Annotated in this window: 23 protein-coding genes; 15 read left to right on the top strand and 8 right to left on the bottom strand. The window is 73.3% G+C overall.

Annotation, left to right across the window (positions count from 1 at the left end):
• Window positions 1-129 precede the first annotated feature (129 nt).
• Window positions 130-720 carry a hypothetical protein gene (locus ACFYXA_RS06240; protein WP_352251746.1) on the top strand — a complete coding sequence of 197 codons (591 nt, stop codon included), beginning with the start codon at window positions 130-132 and terminating at the stop codon, window positions 718-720.
• A gap of 61 nt (window positions 721-781) precedes the next feature.
• Here the strand turns inward: ACFYXA_RS06240 and ACFYXA_RS06235 are convergent, their stop codons facing one another.
• The gene (locus tag ACFYXA_RS06235) at window positions 782-1285 is read right to left on the bottom strand and encodes a roadblock/LC7 domain-containing protein (RefSeq protein ID WP_352251744.1); all 504 of its coding nucleotides are present in this window, start codon (window positions 1283-1285) and stop codon (window positions 782-784) included.
• Window positions 1286-1615: 330 nt separating this feature from the next.
• Entirely contained in the window at window positions 1616-2125 is a 510-nt protein-coding gene (locus ACFYXA_RS06230) for a hypothetical protein (protein WP_389028590.1), read from the bottom strand.
• A gap of 252 nt (window positions 2126-2377) precedes the next feature.
• On the opposite strand from ACFYXA_RS06230, the gene ACFYXA_RS06225 reads away from it, so the two are divergent.
• The 4 genes from ACFYXA_RS06225 to ACFYXA_RS06210 all read left to right on the top strand — a co-directional run bounded on the left by ACFYXA_RS06225 (window position 2378) and on the right by ACFYXA_RS06210 (window position 7398).
• Window positions 2378-4195, top strand: a complete 1818-nt coding sequence (locus ACFYXA_RS06225) for a glycoside hydrolase family 15 protein (protein ID WP_352251740.1) — start codon at window positions 2378-2380, stop codon at window positions 4193-4195.
• Between the two features lie 3 nt (window positions 4196-4198).
• Window positions 4199-5149 (top strand): cyclase family protein, encoded by a 951-nt coding sequence (locus ACFYXA_RS06220; protein ID WP_389028587.1) that lies wholly within the window; start codon window positions 4199-4201, stop codon window positions 5147-5149.
• Between the two features lie 31 nt (window positions 5150-5180).
• The gene (locus ACFYXA_RS06215; RefSeq protein WP_352251736.1) at window positions 5181-5705 is read left to right on the top strand and encodes a gluconokinase; all 525 of its coding nucleotides are present in this window, start codon (window positions 5181-5183) and stop codon (window positions 5703-5705) included.
• 115 nt (window positions 5706-5820) lie between these two features.
• A complete protein-coding gene (locus tag ACFYXA_RS06210; RefSeq protein WP_389028583.1) occupies window positions 5821-7398 on the top strand; it encodes a GMC oxidoreductase in 1578 nt (525 codons plus the stop codon).
• A gap of 50 nt (window positions 7399-7448) precedes the next feature.
• On the opposite strand, the gene ACFYXA_RS06205 is transcribed toward ACFYXA_RS06210, so the two are convergent.
• The 5 genes from ACFYXA_RS06205 to ACFYXA_RS06185 all read right to left on the bottom strand — a co-directional run bounded on the left by ACFYXA_RS06205 (window position 7449) and on the right by ACFYXA_RS06185 (window position 13322).
• On the bottom strand, window positions 7449-8489 hold the full coding sequence (locus ACFYXA_RS06205) for a cytochrome d ubiquinol oxidase subunit II (RefSeq protein WP_389029092.1): 1041 nt from the start codon (window positions 8487-8489) through the stop codon (window positions 7449-7451).
• Window positions 8489-9970: a cytochrome ubiquinol oxidase subunit I gene (locus ACFYXA_RS06200; protein ID WP_389028580.1), complete on the bottom strand. Its 1482-nt coding sequence runs from the start codon at window positions 9968-9970 to the stop codon at window positions 8489-8491. Before ACFYXA_RS06200 ends, ACFYXA_RS06205 begins: the two co-directional genes overlap by 1 nt.
• Window positions 9971-10069: 99 nt before the next feature.
• Complete coding sequence (locus tag ACFYXA_RS06195) at window positions 10070-10909, bottom strand: SDR family oxidoreductase (protein WP_352251730.1); 840 nt, start codon at window positions 10907-10909, stop codon at window positions 10070-10072.
• A gap of 251 nt (window positions 10910-11160) precedes the next feature.
• Window positions 11161-12471 carry a glucuronoxylanase gene (locus ACFYXA_RS06190; protein WP_389028577.1) on the bottom strand — a complete coding sequence of 437 codons (1311 nt, stop codon included), beginning with the start codon at window positions 12469-12471 and terminating at the stop codon, window positions 11161-11163.
• Between the two features lie 191 nt (window positions 12472-12662).
• Window positions 12663-13322: an HAD family hydrolase gene (locus ACFYXA_RS06185; protein ID WP_389028574.1), complete on the bottom strand. Its 660-nt coding sequence runs from the start codon at window positions 13320-13322 to the stop codon at window positions 12663-12665.
• 401 nt (window positions 13323-13723) lie between these two features.
• Here ACFYXA_RS06185 and ACFYXA_RS06180 point away from each other — a divergent pair, with 401 nt between their 5' ends.
• From ACFYXA_RS06180 to tgmB, 7 genes are all read left to right on the top strand, one after another.
• Entirely contained in the window at window positions 13724-15019 is a 1296-nt protein-coding gene (locus ACFYXA_RS06180) for a hypothetical protein (RefSeq protein WP_389028571.1), read from the top strand.
• 247 nt (window positions 15020-15266) lie between these two features.
• Window positions 15267-15833 carry a (2Fe-2S)-binding protein gene (locus ACFYXA_RS06175; RefSeq protein ID WP_389028568.1) on the top strand — a complete coding sequence of 189 codons (567 nt, stop codon included), beginning with the start codon at window positions 15267-15269 and terminating at the stop codon, window positions 15831-15833.
• Entirely contained in the window at window positions 15830-16858 is a 1029-nt protein-coding gene (locus ACFYXA_RS06170; RefSeq protein ID WP_389028565.1) for an FAD binding domain-containing protein, read from the top strand. Before ACFYXA_RS06175 ends, ACFYXA_RS06170 begins: the two co-directional genes overlap by 4 nt.
• A complete protein-coding gene (locus tag ACFYXA_RS06165) occupies window positions 16855-18951 on the top strand; it encodes a xanthine dehydrogenase family protein molybdopterin-binding subunit (protein WP_389028562.1) in 2097 nt (698 codons plus the stop codon). The genes ACFYXA_RS06170 and ACFYXA_RS06165 overlap by 4 nt, the downstream gene beginning before the upstream one ends.
• Before the next feature lie 317 nt (window positions 18952-19268).
• Window positions 19269-19574 carry a YkvA family protein gene (locus ACFYXA_RS06160; protein ID WP_352251716.1) on the top strand — a complete coding sequence of 102 codons (306 nt, stop codon included), beginning with the start codon at window positions 19269-19271 and terminating at the stop codon, window positions 19572-19574.
• A gap of 213 nt (window positions 19575-19787) precedes the next feature.
• On the top strand, window positions 19788-19979 hold the full coding sequence (gene tgmA, locus ACFYXA_RS06155) for a putative ATP-grasp-modified RiPP (protein ID WP_352251714.1): 192 nt from the start codon (window positions 19788-19790) through the stop codon (window positions 19977-19979).
• Window positions 19980-19994: 15 nt separating this feature from the next.
• The gene (tgmB, locus tag ACFYXA_RS06150; RefSeq protein WP_389028558.1) at window positions 19995-20981 is read left to right on the top strand and encodes an ATP-grasp ribosomal peptide maturase; all 987 of its coding nucleotides are present in this window, start codon (window positions 19995-19997) and stop codon (window positions 20979-20981) included.
• A gap of 78 nt (window positions 20982-21059) precedes the next feature.
• On the opposite strand, the gene ACFYXA_RS06145 is transcribed toward tgmB, so the two are convergent.
• Window positions 21060-21326 carry a DUF5133 domain-containing protein gene (locus tag ACFYXA_RS06145; RefSeq protein ID WP_352251710.1) on the bottom strand — a complete coding sequence of 89 codons (267 nt, stop codon included), beginning with the start codon at window positions 21324-21326 and terminating at the stop codon, window positions 21060-21062.
• Between the two features lie 274 nt (window positions 21327-21600).
• Between ACFYXA_RS06145 and ACFYXA_RS06140 the strand changes: the two genes are divergently transcribed.
• The 3 genes from ACFYXA_RS06140 to ACFYXA_RS06130 all read left to right on the top strand — a co-directional run bounded on the left by ACFYXA_RS06140 (window position 21601) and on the right by ACFYXA_RS06130 (window position 25152).
• Window positions 21601-23310, top strand: a complete 1710-nt coding sequence (locus ACFYXA_RS06140; protein ID WP_389028555.1) for a PucR family transcriptional regulator — start codon at window positions 21601-21603, stop codon at window positions 23308-23310.
• A 217-nt stretch (window positions 23311-23527) separates the two neighbouring features.
• Window positions 23528-24841: a diaminopimelate decarboxylase gene (locus tag ACFYXA_RS06135; protein ID WP_352251754.1), complete on the top strand. Its 1314-nt coding sequence runs from the start codon at window positions 23528-23530 to the stop codon at window positions 24839-24841.
• Between the two features lie 77 nt (window positions 24842-24918).
• Complete coding sequence (locus ACFYXA_RS06130; RefSeq protein ID WP_352251706.1) at window positions 24919-25152, top strand: hypothetical protein; 234 nt, start codon at window positions 24919-24921, stop codon at window positions 25150-25152.
• Window positions 25153-25267: the final 115 nt, after the last annotated feature.

The raw sequence follows: 25267 nt of genomic DNA, 5'->3' as shown, positions 1-25267 counted from the left end.
CGAATGGTATGCCGGGGCACGGGCATGCTGTGAACGGGGTCACTCCCGGCGGACCGTGCCGGAACCAGCCCGGGTGCCTCCCCTTCCCGTCTGCTCGCCTCCCACGAAGGACATGTGGTCTTGGCTCTCATGCATCCTGAAGCCCCGTCAGCCCGCCGTCCCGGGCGTTCCTGGACGATCCGCGTGGTCGGGCACCGGGACCGCACCGCGTCGGTCACCTGCTCGTCGGCGTGCTCGATGCCGCCGCGCTCCCGCGACCTCACCGCCCTGCGCCGTTTCGCTGAGGCCCACGCCGCCGCGCACGCGAAGGCGGCGGCGGTGCGCCACGACGCCGCCTGCTGGTGCCGCCACGAGCGGTGCGCGCTGCACGAGGGCGTGCGGGTCGCGTGCGCGGGGTCGGTGGTGCTGGTGTTGCGGCACAACCCGGCGGTGGGCCAGGTGTGGACGCTCAGCGAAGTGTGCTCGGCGTGCGCCCCGTTGATGACGCACACGCGTGTGCTCGGCCGGGCGGCGCCGCCGCGCCAGGAGGCCGCCGCGGGGCCCGGACGGCGGGCGCCGGCCGAACAGCCGGCGGTGTCCGACTCCGACACGGCCGCACCACCGCGTCTGGTGCCGGGCGGCTTCAGCGCGCCGGCGGCGGGGCCGACGTCCGGCGCCGGCCTCGAGCGGCCTCCCGCCAGGCGGCGGGGCGCCACCCGGGGCAGGGGCCGCGAGTCCTGACCGAGCCCTGACGGCGTGAGGGTGAACGGGCCGGGCGGAGTCGTGATGGATGCAGGACCCTTCAGGCCGTTCCGCCTTGTTCCGGTCCTCGTTGGACGCGGAACTGACGCGGGATGCGCACCGGTAACGCGCCCAGGGCCCGTAACGGGGTGACCGCGGGGGGATCCAGTGGCGGGGCGGGACGGCCGGGCGCGAGCCGGGACGCCATCAGCCCGGCGATGCGGGCCCCGCTGCGCCGGCCCTCCAGGTGCAGGCGGCCGACGTTGGCGCGGTCGTCGGCGAGCAGGGTCAGCACGGCGGAGGGGCCGGCCGCGTACGTGGCGACGTAGCCGTCCGCCCCGCGCACCAGGAGTTCGCAGAACTCGCCGCGAGCCGTGAGGTCCACCATCCGGTACCCGACGCCGAGCGCCGCCGCGGTGAGGGCCGCGAGGCTCTCGGGCTGGACGCCCGGCATGTCCTGGGCGAGGACGAGGCCGTCGACGCTGGCCGCCAGCGCCCCCGTCAGCTGGGGCATACGCGCGCGCAGCCGGTTCAGTTCGTTCAGGACCTCGGCCTCGACGGCCATGACCAGTCTCCTTCCGGCGCGTTGCCGACGACCACGACAGCCACCGCCCCGCCGGCACACCGCGCCACGAGACCGCACAGCCGTACCGAGAGCGTGATCCCGAGGTTACGGAAAGTACGGTGCGCGGGTGGCGCCTTTGGCATTTTCCTCCGGAAAAACCACACGGCACAGCCCAGCCGACCCTCAACTCGGCCTCCTGGAGGCCCTCTTCGCAGGTCAGGGCAGAGCGGACCGCCGGTCACAGGGTCCGGCCGGAGGCTCGATTCCGGGCGCTCGGCCCGTTCACGCGTAGGCCCGTTCACGCGTAGGCGCACTCACACGTAGGCGCGCTCACGCGTCAGCGCGTGCTTCGCGTCGGCCGATGCGCCGCCAGACCACTCGCTGGAACCTGAGCGTCAGCACGCCTGTCGCGATCAACAAAAGGATGTTGGTGAGGATCCCCACCGCCGCGAGGACGCCCGCGATGACCAGGTAGACGTAGAAGCTCGGCCCGTGGACGCCTTCGGAGCGGATGCGCGCTTCGACCTCCTCCCAGACCGGCGCGTGTGCGAGCGGGCCCAACTCCCGTCGCTCGACCTCGGCGGCGGGGCCGGAGAAGGCGATCTCCACCGGTTCGATGACGACGGACCCGCGGTGATGCAGGCCGAGTTCCCGCAGTCCGCGCAGTACGGCGTTGGCCCCGCCCGACAGCACGTCGCACTCGATCGCGTCGCCGTCGGGACGGCGGACCGAGGCGGGGTGGACCACCAGGTTGAACACGAACGGATCGCCGCTCAGCACACCGACCGCCCGGGGCGCGAGATCAGGGGGGCTCACCAGCCGGAGGTGGATCATCCGCATGCGCGATCTCCCTGCTGTGGCCGACGGCGGCCGAGACGCCTCGGCGAGTACGCGTGCACCTGTCCGGCCCCTCCCCTGGCCCGGCCGGGCCGGCCACAGCCAGTAACCCCCGCCCGGGCGGCCCCGGCAAACCGAGCGGCACGCGCCGGACACCGCAGGCCGCCACGAGTGCGTCGTGCGTTCGATGTGACAGGCGTGACAGGGGTGCCCGATAGTGGAGGCAGGGGGCTCCCCACAAGTTCCGGAGCATCCATGGACCGCTATCCTCCGATCGCCGACCACGGCCTGGTGGGCGACTTGCAGACCGCCGCGCTCGTGTCGTCGCAGGGCGTCGTCGACTGGTTCGCCGCTCCCCGGTTCGACTCCCCCAGCGTCTTCGCCGCCCTGCTCGACCACGACCGCGGCGGGTACCTCCGGCTGGCCCCCGAGCACCCCGAGGGCACCTGCAAGCAGCTCTACTATCCCGACACCGCGGTCCTGGTCACCCGGTTCCTGTCCCCGGACGGCGTGGGAGAGGTGCTCGACTTCATGCCTCTGAGCGAGAGCGGCACCGCCACCGACCGGCACACTCTGGTCCGTCTGGTCCGTGTGGTGAGAGGGACCGTCGAGTTCACCCTCGAATGCCGGCCGCGCTTCGACTACGGCCGGGCCGAGCACAAGCTCGAACTGCGCGACGGAGAAGCGGTGTTCCGCGCCGACGGCATCGACGGCCACTTGCAGTGCACCTTCCCGCTGGAGCGCGACGGCCAGGACGTGCGGGGCCGGGTGACACTGAGCGCCGGCGAGTCCGGCGGCGCCGTGTTCACCGTCTGCGCTCCCGGCGGCGAGGCGCCCGAGGCCGTCACGGTCGACGGATTGACCGGACACTTCGCGCGAGTCGCGCAGTTCTGGCGCGACTGGCTGCGCCAGTCCCGCTACCGGGGCCGGTGGCCCGAGCTGGTCCACCGCTCGGCCATCACCCTCAAGCTCCTCACCTACGCTCCCACCGGCGCGCTGGTCGCGGCCGCCACCATGGGCCTGCCCGAACAGGTCGGCGGGGAGCGCAACTGGGACTACCGGTACACCTGGATCCGCGACGGGGCGCTGTCCGTACGGGCCATGCTGGACCTCGGCTTCGCCGGCGAGGCCATCGCCTTCGTCCACTGGCTGGTGGACCGGCTGCGCGAGCGCCAGGGCAAGGAGGAGCCGCTGCAGACGATGTACCGGATCGACGGCGACCCCGACCTGCCGGAGGAGACGCTCGACCACTTCGAGGGCTACCGCGGCTCCGCGCCCGTCCGCATCGGCAACGGCGCCGCCGACCAGCTCCAGCTGGACATCTACGGCGAGGCCCTCTACGCGGTGGCCCAGAGCAACGAGCTGGCGCAGCAGGCCACCGCGGAGGGATGGCGCACGGTCGCCAACGTGCTGGACTGGCTCGCCGACGCCTGGGACCGGCCGGACGAGGGCATCTGGGAGACCCGCGGCGGCCGCAAGGACTTCACCTACAGCCGGGTGATGTCATGGGTGGCCTTCGACCACGGACTGCGCCTGGCCGAGGTGTCCCGCAAGCCCGCGAACGTGGACCGGTGGCGGGCCGCGAGGGACGCCGTCTTCAACCAGGTCATGGAACGCGGTTGGAGTGACGAGGAACGCGCCTTCGTCCAGCACTACGACGACGACGTCCTGGACGCCTCGCTGCTCATCATGCCGAGCGTCGGGTTCATCGCCCCCCGGGACAAGACCTGGCTCTCCACGCTCGACGCGATGGACCGCAGACTCGTCTCCGACAGCCTCGTCTACCGCTACGACCCGGCCGCGTCGCCGGACGGACTGCGCGGCTCCGAGGGCACGTTCAGCCTGTGCACTTTCCTCTACGTCGACGCGCTGGCCCGGGCCGGGCGGCTGAACCAGGCCCGCTACACCTTCGAGAAGATGCAGACCTACGCCAACCATGTCGGCCTGTTCGCCGAGGAGATCGGGCCGTCCGGTGAGCAACTGGGCAACTTCCCGCAGGCGTTCACCCATCTCTCCCTCATCAGGGCCGCCATCACCCTCGACAAGGCGCTCGACGCGGTGGACGGGCGCTGATCCATGGCGACCCGAGCCCGTCCGACAGGCCAACACCGGTTGTCCGCAGCCGAGTTCGACGTGCTGTACCGGCGACTGGCCGCCCGCGCCGACTGGGCCGGGGGCGAGCGGGGTGCTCTGGCGGCGCTCACCCCCGCCCGGGTGCTGGCCGCCGCCCGCGAGGTGCGCACCGGCCGGACGGTCACGATGGCCGCGCCGGTGCAGACCGATTCCGGTCCCGACGATCCGGAGCCCGCGAGGCACCGGATGAGCGCGTGGCCCCGGCAGCACGGCGAGGACGCGGGCGGCCTCCACTTCGCCAGGGACCGCTTCGCGATGAACGTGCACGGGGACGCCGACAGCCACGTCGACGCGCTGTGCCATGTCGTCTACGAGGGCACACTGCACGGCGGCGTGAGCGCGGACACCGTCACCGCGGACGGCGCGGACGCGCTCTCGATCGACACGGTCCACGACGGGATCGTCGGACGCGGCGTGCTGGTGGACGTTCCGCGGCTGCGCGGAGTGCCGTGGCTCGAACCGGGAGAGCATGTGACGGCCGACGACCTGGGCGCGGCCGAGAGCGCCCAGGGGGTCCAGGTGCGCGGCGGGGACCTGCTGTTCGTCCGGGTCGGTCATCGCCGGCGCCGGGACGAGCTGGGCGCGTGGCAGGCGGCCGGCGCCCGCGCGGGACTCCATCCGTCCGCGCTGGAGTTCTTGGCGGACCGCCGGGTCGCGGTGCTCGGGAGCGACGGGAACAACGACACCGCGCCGAGCTGCGCCGAGGACGTCGGCTACCCCGTGCACGTGCTCGCGATCCACGCCATGGGTCTTCTGCTGCTGGACTACCTGCAGTTCGAGGACCAGGCGCCGGTCTGCGCGGCGCGGGAGCGCTGGTCGTTCCTCTGTGTCGTCGCTCCGCTGCGGCTGCCCAACGCCACCGGCTCGCCGGTCAACCCGATCGCCGTCCTGTGAGGTCCCGCGGAACCGGGTCAGGTGACATGTCATGGGTACAGCTCGCGCGGCGCCCACCGTCGTCGTGGTCATGGGCGTCGCGGGGTCGGGCAAGTCCACCGTGGGCCGGCTGCTGGCGCAGCGGCTGGGGTTGCCCTTTCTGGAGGCGGACGACCTCCACCCGGCGGCGAACCGGGCCAAGATGGCCGCGGGCCGTCCGCTGGACGACGGGGACCGCCGGCCCTGGCTGACGGCGCTCGCCGACTGGGTCCGGGAGGCGACGGATTCCGGCCGGGGCGGTGTGATGGCGTGCTCGGCTCTCAAGCGCGAGTACCGCGACCGGTTGCGCGGGGCGGGCGCGGGCGTGTGGTTCCTGCACCTGGCGCTCGACCGGGCGTCCGCCGCACGGCGGGTCGCAGCACGCGCAGGCCACTTCATGCCGTCCGCGCTGGAGGACTCCCAGTACACCGATCTGGAGCCGCTGCGACCCGACGAGGCGGGAACCACCGTCGACGCGACGGCCGCCCCGCGGGTGATAGTCCAGGAGGCGGTGGAACGCTTGCCGGGCGGCGGGTGAGGCGGTGGCCTGCCGGTGCTCCCGAGTCGCCGATCCCCACCTGGCCCCGTAGCGTCGAAGTAGGTCCGGGTAATTCCATCCGCCCTGGCGGGCGTTACTGCACACGGGACTCGGCATGGCTGACGACCACTACGACGTCATCATCATCGGCACCGGAGCGGGGGGCGGAACGCTCGCCCACCGGCTGGCCCCGACCGGCAAGCGGATCCTCGTCCTGGAACGCGGCGGCTACCTGCCGCGGGAGCGGGACAACTGGGACTCCACCGCCGTCTTCGTCAAGGGCACCTACCGTGCCCCGGAGTTCTGGCGTGACAAGCACGGCGACGACTTCCCGCCGGAGGTCAACTACTACGTCGGCGGCAACACGAAGTTCTACGGCGCCGCCCTCTTCCGGCTGCGGCCCGAGGACTTCGGCGAACTGCGCCACCACGACGGCCTCTCACCGGCCTGGCCGATCCGCTACGAGGACCTGGAGCCGTACTACACGCAGGCCGAGCAGCTCTACCTGGTGCACGGCCGGCACGGCGAGGACCCTTCCGAGGGTCCGACGAGCGGCCAGTACCCGCACCCGCCGGTCGAGCACGAGCCCCGTATCCAGCAGCTCAGCGACGACCTGGAGAAGCGGGGGCTGCACCCCTTCCACCTGCCCGTCGGCGTGAACCTCACCCAGGACGAGAAAGGCGACGCCACCCGTTCCAGCGCATGCATCCGCTGCGACCGGGTCGACGGCTTCCCCTGTCTGCTGGGCGCCAAGTCCGACGCCCAGGTCATCTGTGTCGACCCCGCGCTGGAACACGACAACGTCACGATGGTGACCGGTGCCCAGGTGCGGCGGCTGGAGACCGATCCGACGGGACGCACCGTCACCGCGGCCGTCGTCGGACGTGAGGACGGTACGACCGAGCGGTTCAGCGCCGACATCGTGGTGGTGGCCTGCGGTGCGGTCAACTCGGCTGTGCTGCTGCTGCGTTCGGCCAACGACAAGCACCCGGGAGGTCTGGCCAACAGCTCGGGCGTCGTGGGCCGCCACTACATGCGGCACAACAACCTGGCGCTGATGGCGGTGTCCAAGGAGCCGAACTCCACCAGGTTCCAGAAGACCCTGGCGCTGCACGACTGGTATCTGGGCGCGGAGGACTGGGAGTTCCCACTGGGCGGCATCCAGATGCTGGGCAAGTCCGACGCCGCCCAGATCCACGGGGAGGCCCCGCGCTGGGCCGGCGCCGTCGCGCCCGACATGCCGTTCGAGACGCTGGCGCACCACGCGGTCGACTTCTGGCTGTGCGGGGAGGACCTTCCGCAGCCCGGGAACCGGGTCACCCTCGACGAGGACGACCGTGTCCGTCTCACCCTCGACGAGAAGAACAACGTCGCCGGGCTTCACCGGCTGCGGCACGAACTGCAGAAGATACTGGGGCACTTGGGCATGCACGAGCACCATCTGCTGTCGCACAGCATCTACTTGCACAAGGGCATGCCGATCGGAGCCACGGCACATCAGGCGGGCACCGTGCGGTTCGGTGACGACCCGAGGACCTCGGCACTCGACGTCGACTGCAAGGCCCACGACCTGGACAACCTGTACGTCGTGGACACCAGTTTCTTCCCGAGCATCGGCGCGGTGAACCCGTCGCTCACCGCCATCGCGAACGCCCTGCGGGTCGGTGACCGCATCGCCGCGCGGCTGAACTGAGGCGGCGATGACCGCGGCCGGCCGCCCGTGCGGTGGCCGGCGGAAGGCCGTCAGTAGTCGTCGCCGGGCACGCCGGCGGCTCCGGTCTCGGCGTCCGTCAGCGCCTCCAGGTCGCCCATGGTGTCGAGCCGGTAGAGCAGCACCAGCGCCGGGCCGACCACCACGACGGCGATGACCGTGACGATCGCCAGCCAGCGCAGGGTGTGCGGGGCGCCCGCCCCCTGGGTCACCGTCAGCGAGGTCGGCAGCAGGTAGGGCCGCTGTGCGAAACCCCAGGCACAGACGGTCAGGGCGACCGCCGCCACCGAGGTCCAGCGGGTCGGGCCGTGGGACCGGCGCAGCAGGAGCAGCACCGTGGCAAGCCCGCACACCGCCGCAAGGATCACCAGCGCCAGTCCCCAGCCGCCGGTGAGGCCCTTCCAGACGTAGGGCGCGTCGTCGTGGGTGACGGGCAGGGCGACGAGCGCGAGGACGACGACGGCGGCGAAGGCGCACAGCGCGCGCACCCTGAAGTAGGAGACGAGGTCCTCGCTGCCGTACCGCCGGGCGTCGGAGGAGAGGAAGACCGCTCCCAGGAACGCGACGGCGGCGATGGCGAGCAGTCCCGTGAGCACGGACGTCGGATTGGCCCAGGCGTCCGCGGAGGCGGCGGTGCCGGCCCTGACCCGGCCGGAGGCGATCGCGCCGAGCGCCGCTCCGAGGAAGAACGGCGTGAGCAGCGAAGCGACGGCGAACATCGCGCCGTAGACCCGCCGTTGGGCCAGCCGGTGGGTGGGTTTGCGCAGGGCGAACCCCGCTCCCCGGAGCACAAGACCCACGGCGGCGAGGGCGAGGGGCAGCCACAGGGCGGTGAAGACGGCCTGGAACATCGTCGGGAAGCCGGTCCACATGACGACCAGGACGAAGATCAGCCAGACGTTGTTGGTCTCCCAGACGGGCGCCATGGCGTGGTCGATGAGCCAACGGGGCCGCCGGCCGCGTTCCGTTCCGCCCGCCAGCAGGTCCCACAGGCCGGCTCCGTAGTCGGTGCCCCCGGCGCAGGCGTAGGCGGCGATCGCGAGCACCATGACCCAGGCGGCGAGTTCGGCCATCATGGCGCGCCTCCCGGGGAGCGGTCGGGCTCTTGTCCGGGTGCGCCCCGGGCGGCCGCGGGCTCGGGCTCCCGGGGGCCGTAGGGCGTGTCGGTCTCGGGGGCCACGGGGCCGGACCCGGCGGCACGGCCCTCGTCGGCGATGCGCCAGCGCGTCCGCATCTTCAGGACGACCGCGAGGAACGCGCCGAAGACGGCCGCGTACACGACGACGACGATGCCGAGCATCGCCCACAGCGTGGCGGGGCGGGTGGAGGTCACCGCCTCCGAGACCCTCATGTGCTGGTAGACGATCCAGGGCTGCCGGCCGACCTCCGTGGTGATCCAGCCGCACTCCACGGTCACCAGGGCGGCGGCCCCCGCGACGGCGGCGCAGCGGAAGAACCAGCGGCTGCGGGGCAGGTCCCGCCGCCGCAGCCAGCACCAGCCGTACCAGAGGGCGAGCAGGATCAGCAGGCTGCCGATGGTGACCATGATGTCGAAGGCCCAGTGGGCGATGGTGGCCTGGACGGCGGTGGGGCGGTCGGCGGCCGGTACCGACGTCAGCCCGGTCACCTGAGTGCTGGGCTTGAAGCCGGCGAGGATGGAGTCCAGTTGCGGGATCTTCAGCCCGCCCACGATCGTCCCGTCGCTCTTCAGCCGGCCGAACATGTACTCCGGCACATGGGTGTCCGTCTTCCAGACGAGCTCCGTCGCGGCGAACTTGACGGGCTGCTTGTGGAAGACGGCCCGGGCGGCGGAGTCGCCGAGCATGAACTGGACGGGCGTGAGGATCGCCGCCACGGTGAACGGCACCGTGAAGCCCAGCCGGTGGTAGCGGTCGCGGCGTCCGCGCAGCCAGCCGACCGCGTACACGCCGGCGACCACGTAGGCGGCGGTCAGGAACATCGCCGCGACGAAGTGCCAGTACTCCGCGCCGAAGATCGGTGTGAAGACGGCTCGCCGCACGTCGACCTGGACGGGATCACCGTGCGCGTCGAGGGTGAACCCCCGCGGGGTGTTCATCCACGAGTTGGCCGCGATGATGCCGAACGCTCCGAGCAGGGCGGTCAGCGGCAGCGGCGCGGCCAGCCAGAAGTGGGTCCACGGCTTCAGCCTGCGCCAGCCGTAGAGGTAGACCGCGATCAGCACGGCCTCCAGGAAGAACGCCCAGGCCTCGACGCCGAAGCCGAGGCCGAACACATCACCCCAGCGGCCCAGCATCCCGGGCCACAGCAGGCCCATCTCGAAGGAGAGGACGGTGCCGGTGACGACGCCGATGGCGAACTGGACCGCCATCACCGCCGACCAGCGCCGCGCCAGGGTGAGGGCGACGGGGTCCTCGCGGCGGAGCCCGCGGTGGTGCATCAGCAGGACGAGGAACGGCAGCGCCACGCCGAACGGGACCAGCAGGATGTGCATGCCGAGGGTGAAGGCCATCAGCTCGCGCGCCGGCAGGAGTTGGGGCGGGGTGTTCGCCAGAAGGTCCGCTGTGATGGGCATCTGCGCCTCGGTGGTCGGCCCCGCGGGACACGGGAGCGAGGGTAATGACGGCGGGTCAGGTCATCGCCCGGCGGGGAGTGACGTGGTCCTCCGGGGCGTTCAGCCGCCGGTGGCGAACCCGGGGAAGAGCGTCATTCCGCCGTCGACGTAGAGCGTGGTGCCGATGACGTAGTCGAGCAGGTCGGACGCCATGGCGACGACGGCGTCGGCGATGTCGTCCGGGTCGCCCACCCGGCCGTACGGGATGAGGCGCAGCAGGTCGGCTTCGGCGGCGGGGGTGGACCAGGCGTCGCGGTTGATCGGGGTGCGGATGGCGCCGGGCGCGATGGCGTTGACCCGGATGCGGTGCGGGGCCAGCTCCTGGGCGAGGGTCTGCATCAGCATGGACACACCTCCTTTGGAGGAGGCGTAGTTCACGTGCCCCGCCCACGGGATGATCTGGTGGACCGAGCTCATGCAGATGATCTTCCCGGCCGCCCGGGACACCTCCGGCACCACGCCGCGCCGCATGAACTCCTTGGCGGCCTCGCGGGCGCACAGGAACTGGCCGGTCAGATTGACGTCGATGACCTTCTGCCACTGGGCGAGCGTCATGTCGGTCAGGGCGGCGTCCCGTTGCAGGCCCGCGTTGGCCACCATGATGTCGAGGGTGCCGAACTCCTCGACCGCCCGGGCGACCATGGCGACCACCTGGTCCTCGTCGGAGACGTCGGCCTCGTGGGCGTAGGCCTGGACGCCGAGATCCTTGATCTGCCCTACGACGTCGTCCGCCTCCTGCGCACCGGTGACGTAGTTGACCACGACGTCGGCTCCGGCCCGGCCCAGAGCGACGGCGGTCGCCAGGCCGATGCCCGAGTTGGCGCCGGTCACCAGGGCCTTCTGGCCCTTGAGCAGCGGCACGGACATCACTCGGTGGTGTTCGTCGGCCTTCTCTGCCATCACGGTCTCTCCTTCGCAGCTCCGAGGACTGTCGCGCGTCCGGCTTTGCGACGAAAGCACCCCGGGTCGCGACGAGGAGAGCACGGCACGCCGCGCGCCCGCTCACGTCACACGCTCGGGCTACGGGTCGTCACGGCAGGCGGCAGCCGGACGGCGAGACGGGGCCGCCTGCCGGTCGGATCAGCCGGAACGGCCCGCCGGGGAATCCGGCGGGCCGTCGGTCGGGGCGGTTGTGCGGGTGAGGGTGCGGGTCAGCGGATCACGAACGTCGTCATGCTGCGGCCGGGAAGTGTGGCGGTGAAGCCGTTGTTCGAGACGGCGGTCGCGGCCTGGGGTGCGACGTTCCGGCTCGCGTCGGTGAGCCAGGACGCGACGCCGGCCGCGGTGCCGTTGGCCAGGGTGAAGCGCTGACTGACCGCGGAGGCGCTCTTGTTGACGACGACGGCGACCGTGGAGTTGTCACCCCGGTACGCCGAGACGTACACGTCCGGCAGCGGCTTCGCCGTCGCCTCGACCCGTGTGTGGCCGGGCCGGACGAACCTGGCGAAGTGCGCCATGGCGGCGCCGCGCTTGCTGATCCTGCCGTCCTCGCGCATGGGGCCGTAGCCACGCCGGATGTACCACCAGATGTACGCCTGGAACTCGGCGTCCACCATGGCGCGATGGATGTGCTCGCCCACGTCGAGCGCCTGGGGCCAGAGGTCAGCCGAATCGGTGCTGTTGGGGTGGTAGACCTCGGTCATCCAGAGTTCCTTGCCCGCGCCCTTCTGCTTGAAGAGGGGGTAGGGGAGGTTCCCGAACGGCGTGCCGTAGAGGTGGGCCCCGATGATGTCCGTGTTGGCCAGCGCCACCGGGTCGTTGAGGATCGGGTCCGAGGCGTTCTTCAGGTACTGGAAGGACTCCGGCGCGATGACCCTGGTGCTGATCACACCGGCGTTCTCCCGCAGGAAGCGGACCATCTCGGCGGGGGTCCACCAGGTCCAGTCATGGGCGTAGTCGGGCTCGTTCTGCACCGAGATGCCGTACAGGTTGACGCCGTTCTGCCGCATGAACACGGTGAAGTCGTTCAGGTGGGCGGCGTAGGCGGCGTACATGGTGTACCGCAGGCGCTTGGCGTCGGTCTGGCTGCCCCGGACGAAGGTCTCGACCATGGTGGCGGGAGGGTTCCACGGCGACGCAATGACCGTCGCCCCGAGTTCGACCGCGCGCTTGGCGGTCGCCAGGTCGCGGCTCCAGGCCGACCGGTCCTCGGGGACGGGGATCCGCAGCAGGGAGAAGCCCAGCCGACCGTCACCGTTGCCGAAGGCCGTGTCCCGCTGGGCGGCGGTCAGGTCGCCGATCCAGGCCGAGTGGGTCATGCCGCCGAAGCCCCGGATCGTCTGGCGCCGCGCCGAGGGGTCGATGACCGCCGTGGCGGCGATCGTCGCGGCGTCGGCCTCGGCGGCTCCCGAGGCCGACGCGGCGGCGGCGAGGATCGGCAGGGCCCCCATCGTCGCCAGGACGGTCCTCCGGCTTGGTGTTCTGTGCTCGCCGCTCGCGGGCTCGTTCCGACTCTGGGCCATGTCCCCTCCTGGTGGCAGCCGGCTCGGGAGCGCGGCTGTGGGAGCGCTCCCAGACGTCTGACATAGTGTCAGGAGAGCGGGTGCGGCGCACCGGTCGTGCACGTGGAATCCTCGCCTCAGCGGTGCCGGTCCCCGTGGGGCGGAGGACGGGAGTGGCCCAAGGGGGCAGATACCTCGGACCGGCGTCCGGCTCAGCCTTCGGCGGCCGCCAGGAGTCCGGGCAGGTCGCGCATGTCGTCGAACACGACGGTGTCCGGACCTTCGAGTCGTGAGGCCGGGGTGAGGCCGCCGCAGTATCCGAAGGCCCGCATCCCGGCGGCCCGCGCCGCCCGCACCCCGTACGCGCTGTCCTCGACGACCACGCACCGCTCGGGGCGTACGCCGAGGGTGCGGGCGGCGTGCCGGAAGAGATCGGGGGCGGGCTTGCCCCGACGCACGTCGGCCGCGCTGAAGACGCGGTCCTCGAAGTGGTGGAGCAGACCGGTGAGCGTCAGGCTGCGCCGGATGCCGGCGTGTCCGCCGTTCGACGCCACGCACACGCCCGTGGCGAGACGCTCCAGAGCGTCGGCCACGCCGTCCACGGCGGTGAGCTCGGCCTCGATGGCCTCCTCGTACAGATGCTCGTACCGCTGCTCCCAGCCCTTATCCAGCCGCCGGCCGAGCCGTTCCTCCACGGCCGCGGTGTACACCTCGGTGGACGACCCCACGAACCGCTCGACGATCTCCGCCTCGGTGAACGCGCACCCCAGCTCGGCCATGACCACCGCGTCGACCTTGACGCAGATCCGCTCACTGTCGACGAGCACACCGTCGCAGTCGAAGATCACCAGCTCGACGGGGCTCCGCATCATGATCGTCAGGTTAGCCGAGGGTTCGTTCGGGGGAACAGGGCCCGCCCCGACGCGGATGGTGGGCGAGCCCTGTTCGCCGGGTCGATTCTCCGGGGCGGGGGGTGGAGGGGGCCATGGGTGCGCCCGGGGGCGCAGTGGTGAATCCCTCACACCCCGTGTGAGGGGCGCACACCCCGAGGGGCGCCACTCTTGAGGGAGCGCACTCCGTGAGGGAGCGCACGCGTCGCGCGCCCGGCGCGCGGGCCGGTGCTTCCATCGGGGCGCGTGACGCGCCGCCCGGTGGGGAAGGCGCACCCTCAGCGGGCCCCGGCGGCATGCCGTGGACCCCGCTTGATCGCCCACCCGCCGTCGACGACGATACTGGCAGCCGTACGTCGTCACCCCGCCCTCCGAATGGACTCATGCTCACCTCCCCGCCCGTCCCGCCACCGACTCCCTCGACGGTGTGGCTCGCCCGCGGCCGTCACACCGGACCGACCGCGCCGGACGTCCTCCGCAAGCACCTGCAGTCCCTCAAGGACGACGGGACGGTCCTGGACTTCCATGAGCTGTCCGGGGCCGACGCCCCCGCCGGGGAGCTCGCCTTCGAGGCCCGTTGGGTGCTGCCCGGCGACGTGACCGTCCGCGCCCGGCTGACGCTCGCGGAGTGGTCGGGGCGCGGGCAGGAGTGGACGCTGGTCGCGGAGGCGGAGCGGCCCTGGGACCTGCGGTGGCCGTCGCCCGCCGAGATGTTCTGGCCGTGGGACGCCGACACCCCGTGGGGCCAGGAGACGGTCACCGGCCAGCGCTACCTGGACATCAACCCGCTCCCGGACGACGACAAGGACGTCAAGCGCACACTGCGCGGCGCCCTGCGCGACACCTGGACCGTTCACGTCCTGGTGCACGAGGCCATGACCCCCGACGAGCGCGGCCGCCGCACGCTGGTGCCGCTCCTGCCGCCGGGCCTGCACCACCGCGTGGTCGAGCACCGTGCCGCGCCCCACCAGCTGCGCACCGTGAACTGGGCGCTGCGCGACGCCGGGGTGGAGCTGCCGCGCGGCGGCGCCGTGGTGCTGCCGGGCTCCCCCGCCCCGGACGGCTACGACGGCGCGGACTACTCGGTGCGCAACATGTTCCTGGACGGCACGCATCCCGCCGAACTCCTCGACGCCATAGGGAGGTTCGCCGATCTGCCCCGGCCGCTGCCGGACGGCGGCGAGGCCGCGCTGACCGTGCTGCGGGAGCAGTGGCAGCTGCTGACCCTGGAGGAGGAGCTGGCGCGGGAGCGGCAGCTGGTGGCGATGTACTCCGAGGCGCTGGAGGCGATGACGCAGTCCCGGGACCTGTACCGGGAGGCCGCCGAGCAGGCCCACGAGGCGCTCGCCGCCTACCGGGAGGCGGCCGCGGCCGGCGAGCGCGCCCAGCCGCAGGCCAGGGCGACCGGGTCGCCGTTCCAGCAGCTGGGCCGGACGCTGGAGCGGCTCAAGGTGACGGCCATGGGCCTGCGCCCCCTGCCCGCCCCCAGGTCCACGACCACGGGGCAGGAGGCGCACGACGAGCAGGCCGGCCCCGCCCCGGACGCCAACTCGCAGGCCCCCCGGGAGGCCTCGGAGGAGGGCGCGCCGGGCGGCGTGCACGAGAGCGTGAAGGAGCACGCGCCGGAGCTCGCGCCCGCGACGGAAGCCCCGGCGCGGCAGCAGGCGGCCGACCGCTAGGGCGGCGGCGGGCGACCTTCGCCTGACGGGGCGAACGTCGTATTCCGGGGCACCGGCGGCCCCGGGCCCCGGACGGCCGGGTACCGGCGTCCCAGCCGTTCCTCGCACCCGTCACCCACCGCGACCGCCCCTTCACCCCTCGCGCCCGTTCCCGAATCCTGACCCGTCCCGGGGTGTCGGTCCGCGTCTGCTGGATACGCGGTCCCCACGGCAGCGGCAGCACGGGTCTTCCGGAAGGGGTCCGGTCATGGACAGCGAGCACGACTCCGCGGGCGGCGGTCCCGCGGCGCCTCCCCACCCCCACCGGTCGACCACGACCCTGCGCGTCAACGGCAAACCGCACACCCTCACCGTCGACCACCGGCGCGTCCTGCTGGACGTGCTGCGGGAGGACCTGGAGCTCACCGGCGCCAAGAAAGGCTGCGACCACGGGCAGTGCGGCGCGTGCACGGTCCTGGTGGACGGACGGCGGGTCAACAGCTGTCTGCTGCTCGCGGTGTCCCTGGACGGCTGTGACGTCACGACCGTGGAGGGGCTGGCCGACGACGGCGAGGGACCGCATCCGTTGCAGCGGGCGTTCATGGAGCGCGATGCCTTCCAGTGCGGGTACTGCACGCCGGGGCAGCTCTGCTCGGCGGTCGGTGCCATCGCGGAGGCGGAGGCCGGTCATCCCTCGCACGTCACGGACGCGGGCGCGCCGGCCGGGCCCGTCGCGTTGAGCCGGGACGAGATCCGCGAGCGGCTGAGCGGCAACCTGTGCCGGTGCGGGGCGTACCCCCGTATCGTCGACGCGGTCGAGGACGTGATCCGGTGAAGCCCTTCGCCTACGTACGGGCCGGCAGCCTCGCCGAGGCGGCGGACGCCTACGCCGCGCACCCGGGCGCCCGCTATCTCGGCGGCGGCACCAACCTCGTGGACCTGATGAAGCTCGGCGTGGAGCAGCCGTCCGCGCTCATCGACGTCACCCGGATCCCGATGGACGAGGTGACGGTGCTGCCGGACGGTTCGGTGCGGGTCGGGGCCCTGGTCCGCAACAGCGACCTCGCCGCGCACCCCCGGATCCGGGAGAGCTACCCAGCGCTGTCGCAGGCGCTGCTCGCGGGCGCGTCGGGGCAGTTGCGCAACGCGGCGACCACGGGCGGCAATCTGCTCCAGCGCACCCGCTGCCCGTACTTCCAGGACGTCTCCAAGCCCTGCAACAAGCGTGCGCCGGGCAGCGGGTGCGGCGCCCTGGAGGGTGTGCACCGCGACCACGCGGTGCTCGGGTACTCCGAGCAGTGTGTCGCCACCCACCCGTCGGACATGGCCGTCGCCCTGGCCGCGCTGGACGCGGAGGTGGAGCTGTACGGGCTCGCGGGGGTGCGCCGGGTGCACGCGGCGGAGTTCCACCGGCTGCCCGGGGACCGTCCGGAGCTGGACACCGTCATCGAGCCGGGGGAACTGGTCACCGGCGTGGTGCTGCCCGCGGCGACGGCCGGGCTGCCGTCGGCGTACCGCAAGGCCCGCGACCGGGCGTCGTACGCCTTCGCGCTGGCCTCGGTCGCCGCCGTGCTCCAGGTGCGGGACGGCGTGGTGGCGCACGCGGGGATCGCGTTCGGGGCGTTGGCGCACCGGCCCTGGCGGGCCCGGAAGGCCGAGGAGGCGCTGCTGGGCGCGGCCCCGACCCGGGCGGCGTTCGAGCACGCCGTCGACCTCGAACTGTCGGCTGCGCGGCCCCTGCGCGACAACGCGTACAAGGTGCCGCTCGCCCGCAACGTCGCCGTCGACGTCCTGACGCGGCTCGTGCCGCCGGGACCGCCGGGGGACGGGCCACGAGTGACGCACGGGGAGGAATCATGAGCGGCGCGGCGGTGGGCGCCCCCGTCGAGCGGCGGGAAGGGCACGAGAAGGTCACCGGGGCGGCTCGCTACGCGGCCGAGTTCGCCTCCCCGGGGCGGTTGTTCGCGCGACCCGTGCCGGCGACGGTGGCGCGGGGCCGGGTGACGGACGTGGACGCCTCCGAGGCGCTGCGGCTGCCGGGCGTCGTCGACGTGCTGACACACGAGAACGCGCCGCGTCTGGGCGAGCCGGACGACGCGACCCTCGCCGTCCTCCAGGGCCCGGAGATCCCGCACCGGGGCTGGTGTGTCGCCCTGGTGGTCGCGGAGAGCCCGGAGGCGGCCAGGGAGGGGGCCGCCGCCGTGCGCGTCTCCTGCGCGCGGGAGCCGCACGACGTCATCCTGTCGGCCTCGCATCCGCGTGCGTACGTCCCCGAGAAGGCGAACGGCGGGTATCTCGCCGTCACCGAACAGGGCGACCCGGAAGGGGCGTCGGCGGCTGCGGCCGCCCGGGTGGACGTCGGCTACCGGGTGCCGCCGCTGCACAACCATCCGATGGAGCCGCACGCCAGCACCGCGCAGTGGGACGGCGAGCGGCTGACCGTGCACACCTCCAGCCAGGGCACCACGACCGTGCGGGCGGTGCTGGCGGGGTTGTTCGGTCTGACGGAGGACCGGATCACCGTCACCGCCGAGCACGTCGGGGGCGGCTTCGGCTCCAAGGGCACGCCCCGGCCGGACGTGGTGCTGGCGGTGATGGCCGCCCTGCGCACCGGGCGTCCGGTCACGGTCGCGCTGCCCCGCCGGTTCCTGCCGTCGACGGTGGGGCACCGGGCGCCGACCGAGCACCGGCTGCGGCTGGGCGCCGACGCGGACGGCCGGCTGACCTCCCTCGTCCACGAGGTCGCCACGCACACCTCGCGGATCAAGGAGTTCGTGGAGCAGGCGGCGACGCCGGCGCGCGTCATGTACGCCTGCCCGGCCATGCGCACGCTGCACCGCGTGGTGGCCCTGGACGTGCCGACGCCGTCGTGGATGCGGGCGCCCGGGGAGGCGCCGGGCATGTACGCGCTGGAGTCGGCTATGGACGAGCTCGCCGTCGAGCTGGGCATGGACCCGGTCGAGCTGCGGGTGCGCAACGAGCCGGAGACCGAACCGGAGAGCGGACGGCCGTTCAGCAGCCGGCATCTCGTCGAGTGCCTGCGCGAGGGCGCACGCCGGTTCGGCTGGGAGGGGCGCGACCCCAGGCCGGGCATACGGGCGGAGGGGCCGCTGCTGATCGGCACGGGGGTGGCCGCAGCGACCTACCCGGTGCTGGTCGGGCCGTCGACCGCTTCGGCGCGGGCGCTGCCGGACGGAGGTTTCCTCGTCGAGACGAACGCCACCGACATCGGCACGGGCGCCCGAACGGTGCTCGCGCAGATCGCCGCCGACGCCCTTGGCGTCACGCCGGAGCGGATCCGGATCCGGGTCGGCAGCAGCGACCTGCCGTCCGCGTCGCTGGCGGGCGGTTCCTCGGGCACCGCGTCCTGGGGCTGGCCGGTGCACGAGGCGTGCACCCGGCTCGCGGAGCGCCTGGCCGGCCGCCCCGGCCGGATCCCCGAGGAGGGGCTGGTCGAGCACGCGGACACGGCAGGGCGGGCGGACGCGAAGTCCCCGTACGCCCGGCACGCGTTCGGCGCGCACTTCGCCGAGACGGCCGTGGACACGGTGACCGGCGAGGTGCGGGTGCGGCGTCTGCTGGGCGTGTACGCGGCCGGGCGGATCCTCAACTCCCGTACCGCGCGCTCCCAGTTCGTCGGCGGCATGACCATGGGTCTGGGCATGGCGCTGACCGAGGGCAGCACCGTGGACGCCGCCTTCGGCGACTTCGCCGAGTCGGATCTCGCGTCGTACCACGTGCCCGCGCACGCCGACGTGCCGGACATCGAGGCGCACTGGATCGAGGAGCACGACCCGCACCTCAACCCGCTGGGCGGCAAGGGGATCGGCGAGATCGGCATCGTGGGCACGGCCGCCGCGATCGGCAACGCGGTCCACCACGCCGCCGGCGTACGGCTGCGGGAACTGCCGCTCACGCCGGACCGGGTGCTGGCGGCGATGAACTCTCTGTGACCGAGCGGCGACGGCCGGGTCGGGGGCAGGCGAGCTGAGCGAACCCGGGGCGGAACCGGCCGTTGCTCCACCTTCGCGCCGATCATCAGACATTCCCGATCATCGGACATTCCCGACGACTCGGGCGCGGCGCGCGTGTGACGTCCGCCTCACCGGCTACCGTCCGGCCCGGTCGCCGATCCGCCGTCCGGTCATCGCGATATTCCCACCGGAAAGGGGGAATTCGGGACTCGAGTAGGGGGAATTCGACAGCCGGGGGGAACCCGAGCAGGGGGAACAGCGGACACCGCGCGTCGGACCGCGCACAGGGAGGGCCCGTGGATACGACCACCACGCTCGTCGCCGTCGCGGCGCTGCTGGCGGCCGCACTGTTCGTCGCGGCCGCCTGGGTGCTGATACGCCTGGTCAGGACCCGTCGGGGCCTGCGCAGGGCGGGCCTGCCGACAGGGTCGCGCTGGGTGTTCTGGGGTGCGATCGCCTACTTCCTGCTGCCGGTCGACGCGCTGCCCGACCCGGTGTATCTCGACGACATCGGAGTCCTCCTGCTCGCCCTGCGGTCACTGCGCCGGACCCCCGGCGACTCCCCCGACGGCACGCCGGACGGGGCCGGGGCCGTCAACTGACCGCGCCGGAAAGAATTTTGGGCTTTTTCAGGACCCATCACCCCAGCTCAGCTCCCTGTGCCGGACCCGGAATCCGTGATGATCACGGAGAGTAAGGAAACCAAGCACCCGTTCGATTCGTATAAGTCACTGAAGGTCGCACCACCAGCGGGCCCGAGTGACGTCGCACAGCGGCACCGCTTGATCGAGGCAGTACCGACGAGGGAGAAACCGATGCAACCGTTCGCGCTCAACTACGCACGCCCCGCGGCGGAGTTGGAGTTCGCAACTCCGTACGCCTACGACCCCGGACTGCAGTTGAACGTGCTCCTGGACGGCCGGATCGCCGCTCGTGACCACGCCCTGCTGAGAGAACTGGGGACGACCACCTCGACAGCGGGGTCCAAGACGCACTTCGACGACTGAGCGCGGGCCACGAACATGACCGTGCTCATCATGACCTGCGAAGAGGACGTCACGGCGGACATGGTGGTCGTCCACCTGAACGCCGCCGGTGTCCCCGTCGTACGGCTCGACCCCGCCGATCTCACGCACACCGTCGCGCTCTCCGCGGAGTACGTGCACGGAGCGTTCCGGGGCCATCTGTCGTCCGCCGGACGGCTGGTGAGTCTCGACTCGCTGCGGTCCGTGTGGGTCCGCCGGCCCGGAACGGCCGCGGCCCGGGCACCCCAGCCGTCCGCGTGGCTCACGGAGGAGGCCACGCAGGCGCTGTACGGGATGCTCCGCGGCAGCGGGGCGCGCTGGATGAACCATCCGGACGCGGCCCGTCGGGCCCGGCACAAGCCCTGGCAGCTGCGGCTCGCCCAGAGCAGCGGCCTGCCCGTGCCGGCGACGCTCATCACGACCTTCCCGCAGGCGGCCCGGGACTTCGCGGAGCGCTACCCGGACCTGGTGGTCAAGCCGGTGTCGGGGGCGCATCCGCAGGACCCGCCCCGGGCGGTGCCGACCACGCGCGTCCCGCCCGGCGCCGACTTCGCCGCCGTCGCCTACGGCCCCACGCTGCTCCAGCGCCGGGTCGCCAAGCGGGCCGACATACGGCTCACGGCGGTGGGCGACCGGCTGCTGGCCGCCCGCAAGGCCACGGACCCCGACGGCGATCCCGACGCGGTGGACGTGCGCTTCGCGCCCTCGACCGAACCGTGGCGCCCGGTCGAGGTGCCGCCACGGCTCGCCGACTCCGTGCGGACGTATCTGCGGGAGGCCCAACTGACCTACGGCGCCTTCGACTTCGCCGAGGACGCCGACGGCACATGGTGGTTCCTGGAGTGCAACCAGTCCGGCCAGTTCGGCTTCGTGGAGGTGGAGACCGGCCAGCCGATCGCCCGCACGATCGCGGAATGGCTGGCCGGCCCCGACCCGGACAACGGCTCCCGGCACGTGGACTGCTGCGGGGCGGCGGTTCCCTGAGTCGCCGTCACCGGATTCGGCGGCGATGAGCGGCCCGGCGCGACGCCGAGCCCCCACCGGATCACCTTGCGCGCGGGCTCAGACGGCTACGCAGAGCCCGCTGTCCTCGTCGGTCCCCCGCTTCGGCCCCGGGATCGCCGGTCCCCGCATCGCGGCGGCGAGCAGCTGGTCCGCCGCGTCGACGGCCTCACGCACGTCGGAAGTGCCCATCAGCACGCACAGCGTGTAGGTGACGTCCTCCAGTTCACGGGCCGTCTCCGGCCGCTCCTGCTCCGCCTGCGCGATCTTCAGCGCCGCGAACCGGGTCAGCAGCGTCCTGACGGCCTTCGGGTCCGGAACGATCACGAGCGCCCCTCTCTCCAGGTGTAGTGGGCAGCGTGTGCCCGGAAGTGGGCGAATCATGCGCACCGGAGGAACAAATCACCTTTCGGGGGCACAATTTCAGCCACTTGGCCGTGCGACGGAGCGTCAAGCGATGTCCTGTGGAGGGATCAGCAGCGGCCGTTCAGGTGCTCCGCTTCCGTCCATCCGGTCCACGGGCACCGTGACGGTCCCTATTCTCGACCCCGTTCAGGCGACAGACGTCGCGCGCCGCCCCGGACAGCGGGAGAGCAGACTGGTGCAGGCAGCCCCCGACGAGCCCCCGTCTTCCGGCGAACTCCCGTCGCCCGAAGAGGAGTCGAACCCCGAGGACACATCAGCAGCACCCGCGGCTCTGCGGGACCTGCTGGCGTTCGAGGACGGGAACGCCCTGCGTCTGCTGTGCGCGCCCGCGGGGGACGCCGTCGTGCACCGGATCGCCGTCGGCATGGACGACCTGGCGCCCGGCCGGCCCGGGACGCTGCTGCTGGCGGTGGGCGCCGCACCGGACGCCGCGACCGTGCGCGAGGCGGCGCTGCGGGGCGCCTGCGCCGTCGTCCTGGGCGAGCCGCCCTCCGCGGCGGCGACCCTCGACGCCGCCCGGGAGGCCGGTCTCGCCCTCCTCGTGCGCGAGGGCGGGGTCCGCTGGGCCGAGGTCGCCGGGCTGCTGCGGTCGGCCCTGTCCTACGCCCGGGCCGGACTCGAGGACGCCGTGGACGCCGGGGACGCCGGGGACGCGGTGCGCGGACCGGAGGCGATCCCCTCGCTCGCGGCGCTGGCCGCACGGGTGGCCGCGTACGTGAAGGGGTCGATCACGATCGAGGACACGCGGTTGCGCGTGCTGGCGCACTCCGCCACCGGCCCCGGCGCCGACCCGCTGCGCCGCGCGGTGATCCTGGGCGGCCGGGTGCCGGACTGGCGGGTCGCCGAGCTGCGCCGCAGCGGTCTGCTGCGGGCCCTGTGGACCGCGCGGGACGTCCTGCACCGTCCCGCCGACGGCGACACGCCCGAGCGGCTGGTGGTGGCCGTCCGCAGCGGGCGGGAGGTGCTCGGGTCGATCTGGGCCGCCGCGGACGGCGCGGCCCTCGCCCCCGACGCGGCGCGCCATCTGCGCACGGCCGCCGGTCTCGCCGCCCCGCTGCTCGTCCGGGAGCGGCTGCGCGAGAGCGGCACGGCCCACCGCCGGGAGAGCGCCCTGCGCGGGCTGCTGCACGGCCTGGGGGACCGCCGTACGCACGCCTGGTCGCTGGGACTGTCCCCGGACGCGCCGTGCGCGGCGGTGGTGGCCGAGCGGGAGCCGGCGCGGGCGGACGACCGCGCGCTGGAGGTGCTGGTGCTGGAGCTCGCCGCGCACCGCCCCGGCACCGGGGTGCTGCGCGACGGCGACCGGCTCGCGCTGCTCGTGACCGGTGACGCGTCGGCCTCCGATCACGAGGCCGCCGTCCTGGCCGTCGTCCGCGAACTCGACGCGGCGGTGTCGTCGTCGCCGGACTGCGCCCCCGTGTGGCTGGGCGTCGGCCCGGTGGGGCCGCCGGAGCGGGCCGCGGAGTCCTACGACCGGGCCGTGCTGGTGATGCGGGCGCTGCGGGAGCGGGAGGCGCGGGCCGCGGCGACGGGAGCGCCCCGCCCGGCCCGGTACGCGGACGCCGCCGGGGCGGGTGCGGCAGTGGAGACGCTGCGGATTCTCGACGCGGTGCGGCCGGTCTGGGAGTCCGGCGAGGGCCCCGTGCACGAGCTGATCCGGGCCGACCTGGCCGGCGGCGGGGAGCTGGTGCGGACCCTGGCGGCGTACTTCGACACGGGGGGCGACGTGACGGCGGCGGCCGGGCGGCTCGTCGTGCACCCCAACACGCTGCGGTACCGGATCGTCCGCCTCCGCGAGCGGGACGGGGTCGACGTGGACGATCCGGACACACGGCTGCTGCTGACCCTGGCGGCGCGTCTGGCCACCGCTTCCCCGCCTCCGTGACGGCGGCGGGGAGCCCTTTGTGCGGGTACACGAAGGTCGCCGTCGTCTTTGTGCGGCCGGCCGAAGACGCGGAGCCCGCCCCGGGGCGAACCTGGAGGTACCGCCCGGGCCCGGCGGCGCCCCGTCGCACCGAAGCGAAGGAGACCAGGACGTGTCGATCCCCACCGAGACCACCCGCACCACCGCACCGGCCCCCGACCGCACCACCGCGGGCGGGGTGACGACCGCCGACGTCGCCGCGGCCGTCCGCCAGGCCGTGGCCGACGGGCTGCTCGGCGCCGACCGGCCGCTCGCCGGGTTCCTCGACGTGCGGGGCGTGCGGGACAGCGTCGCCGGACTGCACGAGGCGTTCGGGGACGTCCCGGACGTGCTGCACACCTTCGCCGCCAAGGCCTGCGCCCTGGTGCCGGTGCTGCGGCTGCTCGCCGAGGCGGGCATGGGCTGCGAGGTGGCCAGCCCCGGCGAGCTGCGGCTGGCGCTGGACGCGGGGTTCCCGCCGGCGCGGATCGTGCTGGACTCGCCGGCCAAGACCCGGGCGGAGATCCACGAGGCGCTGTCCCTGGGCGTCGCCCTCAACGCCGACAGCCTGGCGGAACTCGAACGCGTCGACGAGCTGCGGCCGACCGGCTCCTCCTCCGTCATCGGGCTGCGGGTCAATCCGCAGGTCGGCGCGGGGGCCATCGGGGCTATGAGCACGGCGACCGCCCACTCCAAGTTCGGTGTCGCCCTGCGCGATCCGGGGGCCCGCGAGCGGGTCGTCGAGGCGTTCGCTCGGCGGCCGTGGCTGACCCGGCTGCACGCGCACGTCGGCTCGCAGGGCTGCCCGCTCCCCCTGATCGGCAGGGGGCTCGCCGCGCTGCACCGCCTCGCCGAGGAGATCGACGCCCGGGCCGGCCGCCGGCAGATCACCAGCCTCGACCTGGGCGGCGGGCTGCCGGTCAACTTCGAGGACGACTGCGTCACCCCGACCTACGCGGCGTACGTCGCCGCGCTCACGGCCGCCGAGCCGGCCCTGCTGGACGGCCGCTACCGGCTGGTGACGGAGTTCGGCCGCTCCCTGCTCGCGAAGAACGGCTTCCTCGCGGCCCGCGTCGAGTACGTCAAGGAGGCGGGCGGCCGCCGCGTCGCCGTCACCCACGCCGGCGCGCAGGTCGCCACCCGCACGGTCTTCATGCCGCAGGACTGGCCGGTGCGGGTGAGCGCGTACGGCCCCGACGGCACGCCGAAAAAGGGGCCGGCGCTGCCGCACGACGTCGCCGGGCCGCTCTGCTTCGCCGGGGACGTCGTGGCGCACGAGCGCCCGCTGCCCGAGCTCGCCGAGGGCGACTGGGTCGTCCTGCACGACACGGGCGCCTACTACTTCTCGGCGCCGTGGGCGTACAACAGCCTGCCGCGGCCCGGTGTGTACGGCTGTCTGCGGCGGGAGGACCGCGTCGAGTTCGCCACCGTGCGGACGCCGCAGACGGTGCGGGAGATCTCCGCGGAGAGCGGGCTGGCCCACGCGAACGCCCTGGTGAACGGCTTCGGCTGACGAAGTCGCCCCCGCGCAGGCATCAGTGGGCCGATTCGAGGCACCCGGTCTCCGTCGTCTGACGAGGAGAGAGTTCCGTGCTGTGGGTCGCCGTACTGCTGCTGCCGCTGCTGTCCGTACTGATCGCGGTCATGGACCGTGTGGAGGATCATCTCTACTCCCCCGCCCCCGCCTCCGTCCCCGACCGGGCCAAGCGCCGGCACGCCGCGCGCAAGCGGCATCTGCGCCTGGTCCGGGGCGGGGCCGAGGGCGGCGAGCCGGCCGTCGACGGGCCGGCGGAGGACGTCCGGGCGGAGCCGCGGGCGGCCTGAGGGGCCCTCGCACTATGAGCGTCCGACCAGGACGGGCATAGCGCAAGGGCCCCTCAGGGGCCGCCCCACCGATCCGGACGCCCCCCGGGGGTGTCCCGCGGCGCAGGCCGTGTGC

Origin of the sequence: Streptomyces sp. NPDC002566, assembly GCF_042889585.1 — a bacterium.
GTDB lineage: Bacteria > Actinomycetota > Actinomycetes > Streptomycetales > Streptomycetaceae > Streptomyces.
The sequence above is the reverse complement of the archived record's forward strand: the minus strand, read 5'-3'. Positions and strand labels throughout refer to the sequence as shown.

Coding starts and splice junctions, on each gene's coding strand:
- ACFYXA_RS06240 (WP_352251746.1), top strand. CDS start 130: ATGCATCCTGAAGCCCCGTCAGCCCGCCGTCCCGGGCGTTCCTGGACG.
- ACFYXA_RS06235 (WP_352251744.1), bottom strand. CDS start 1,285: ATGGCCGTCGAGGCCGAGGTCCTGAACGAACTGAACCGGCTGCGCGCG.
- ACFYXA_RS06230 (WP_389028590.1), bottom strand. CDS start 2,125: ATGCGGATGATCCACCTCCGGCTGGTGAGCCCCCCTGATCTCGCGCCC.
- ACFYXA_RS06225 (WP_352251740.1), top strand. CDS start 2,378: ATGGACCGCTATCCTCCGATCGCCGACCACGGCCTGGTGGGCGACTTG.
- ACFYXA_RS06220 (WP_389028587.1), top strand. CDS start 4,199: ATGGCGACCCGAGCCCGTCCGACAGGCCAACACCGGTTGTCCGCAGCC.
- ACFYXA_RS06215 (WP_352251736.1), top strand. CDS start 5,181: ATGGGTACAGCTCGCGCGGCGCCCACCGTCGTCGTGGTCATGGGCGTC.
- ACFYXA_RS06210 (WP_389028583.1), top strand. CDS start 5,821: ATGGCTGACGACCACTACGACGTCATCATCATCGGCACCGGAGCGGGG.
- ACFYXA_RS06205 (WP_389029092.1), bottom strand. CDS start 8,489: ATGGCCGAACTCGCCGCCTGGGTCATGGTGCTCGCGATCGCCGCCTAC.
- ACFYXA_RS06200 (WP_389028580.1), bottom strand. CDS start 9,970: ATGCCCATCACAGCGGACCTTCTGGCGAACACCCCGCCCCAACTCCTG.
- ACFYXA_RS06195 (WP_352251730.1), bottom strand. CDS start 10,909: ATGGCAGAGAAGGCCGACGAACACCACCGAGTGATGTCCGTGCCGCTG.
- ACFYXA_RS06190 (WP_389028577.1), bottom strand. CDS start 12,471: ATGGCCCAGAGTCGGAACGAGCCCGCGAGCGGCGAGCACAGAACACCA.
- ACFYXA_RS06185 (WP_389028574.1), bottom strand. CDS start 13,322: ATGATGCGGAGCCCCGTCGAGCTGGTGATCTTCGACTGCGACGGTGTG.
- ACFYXA_RS06180 (WP_389028571.1), top strand. CDS start 13,724: ATGCTCACCTCCCCGCCCGTCCCGCCACCGACTCCCTCGACGGTGTGG.
- ACFYXA_RS06175 (WP_389028568.1), top strand. CDS start 15,267: ATGGACAGCGAGCACGACTCCGCGGGCGGCGGTCCCGCGGCGCCTCCC.
- ACFYXA_RS06165 (WP_389028562.1), top strand. CDS start 16,855: ATGAGCGGCGCGGCGGTGGGCGCCCCCGTCGAGCGGCGGGAAGGGCAC.
- tgmA (WP_352251714.1), top strand. CDS start 19,788: ATGCAACCGTTCGCGCTCAACTACGCACGCCCCGCGGCGGAGTTGGAG.
- tgmB (WP_389028558.1), top strand. CDS start 19,995: ATGACCGTGCTCATCATGACCTGCGAAGAGGACGTCACGGCGGACATG.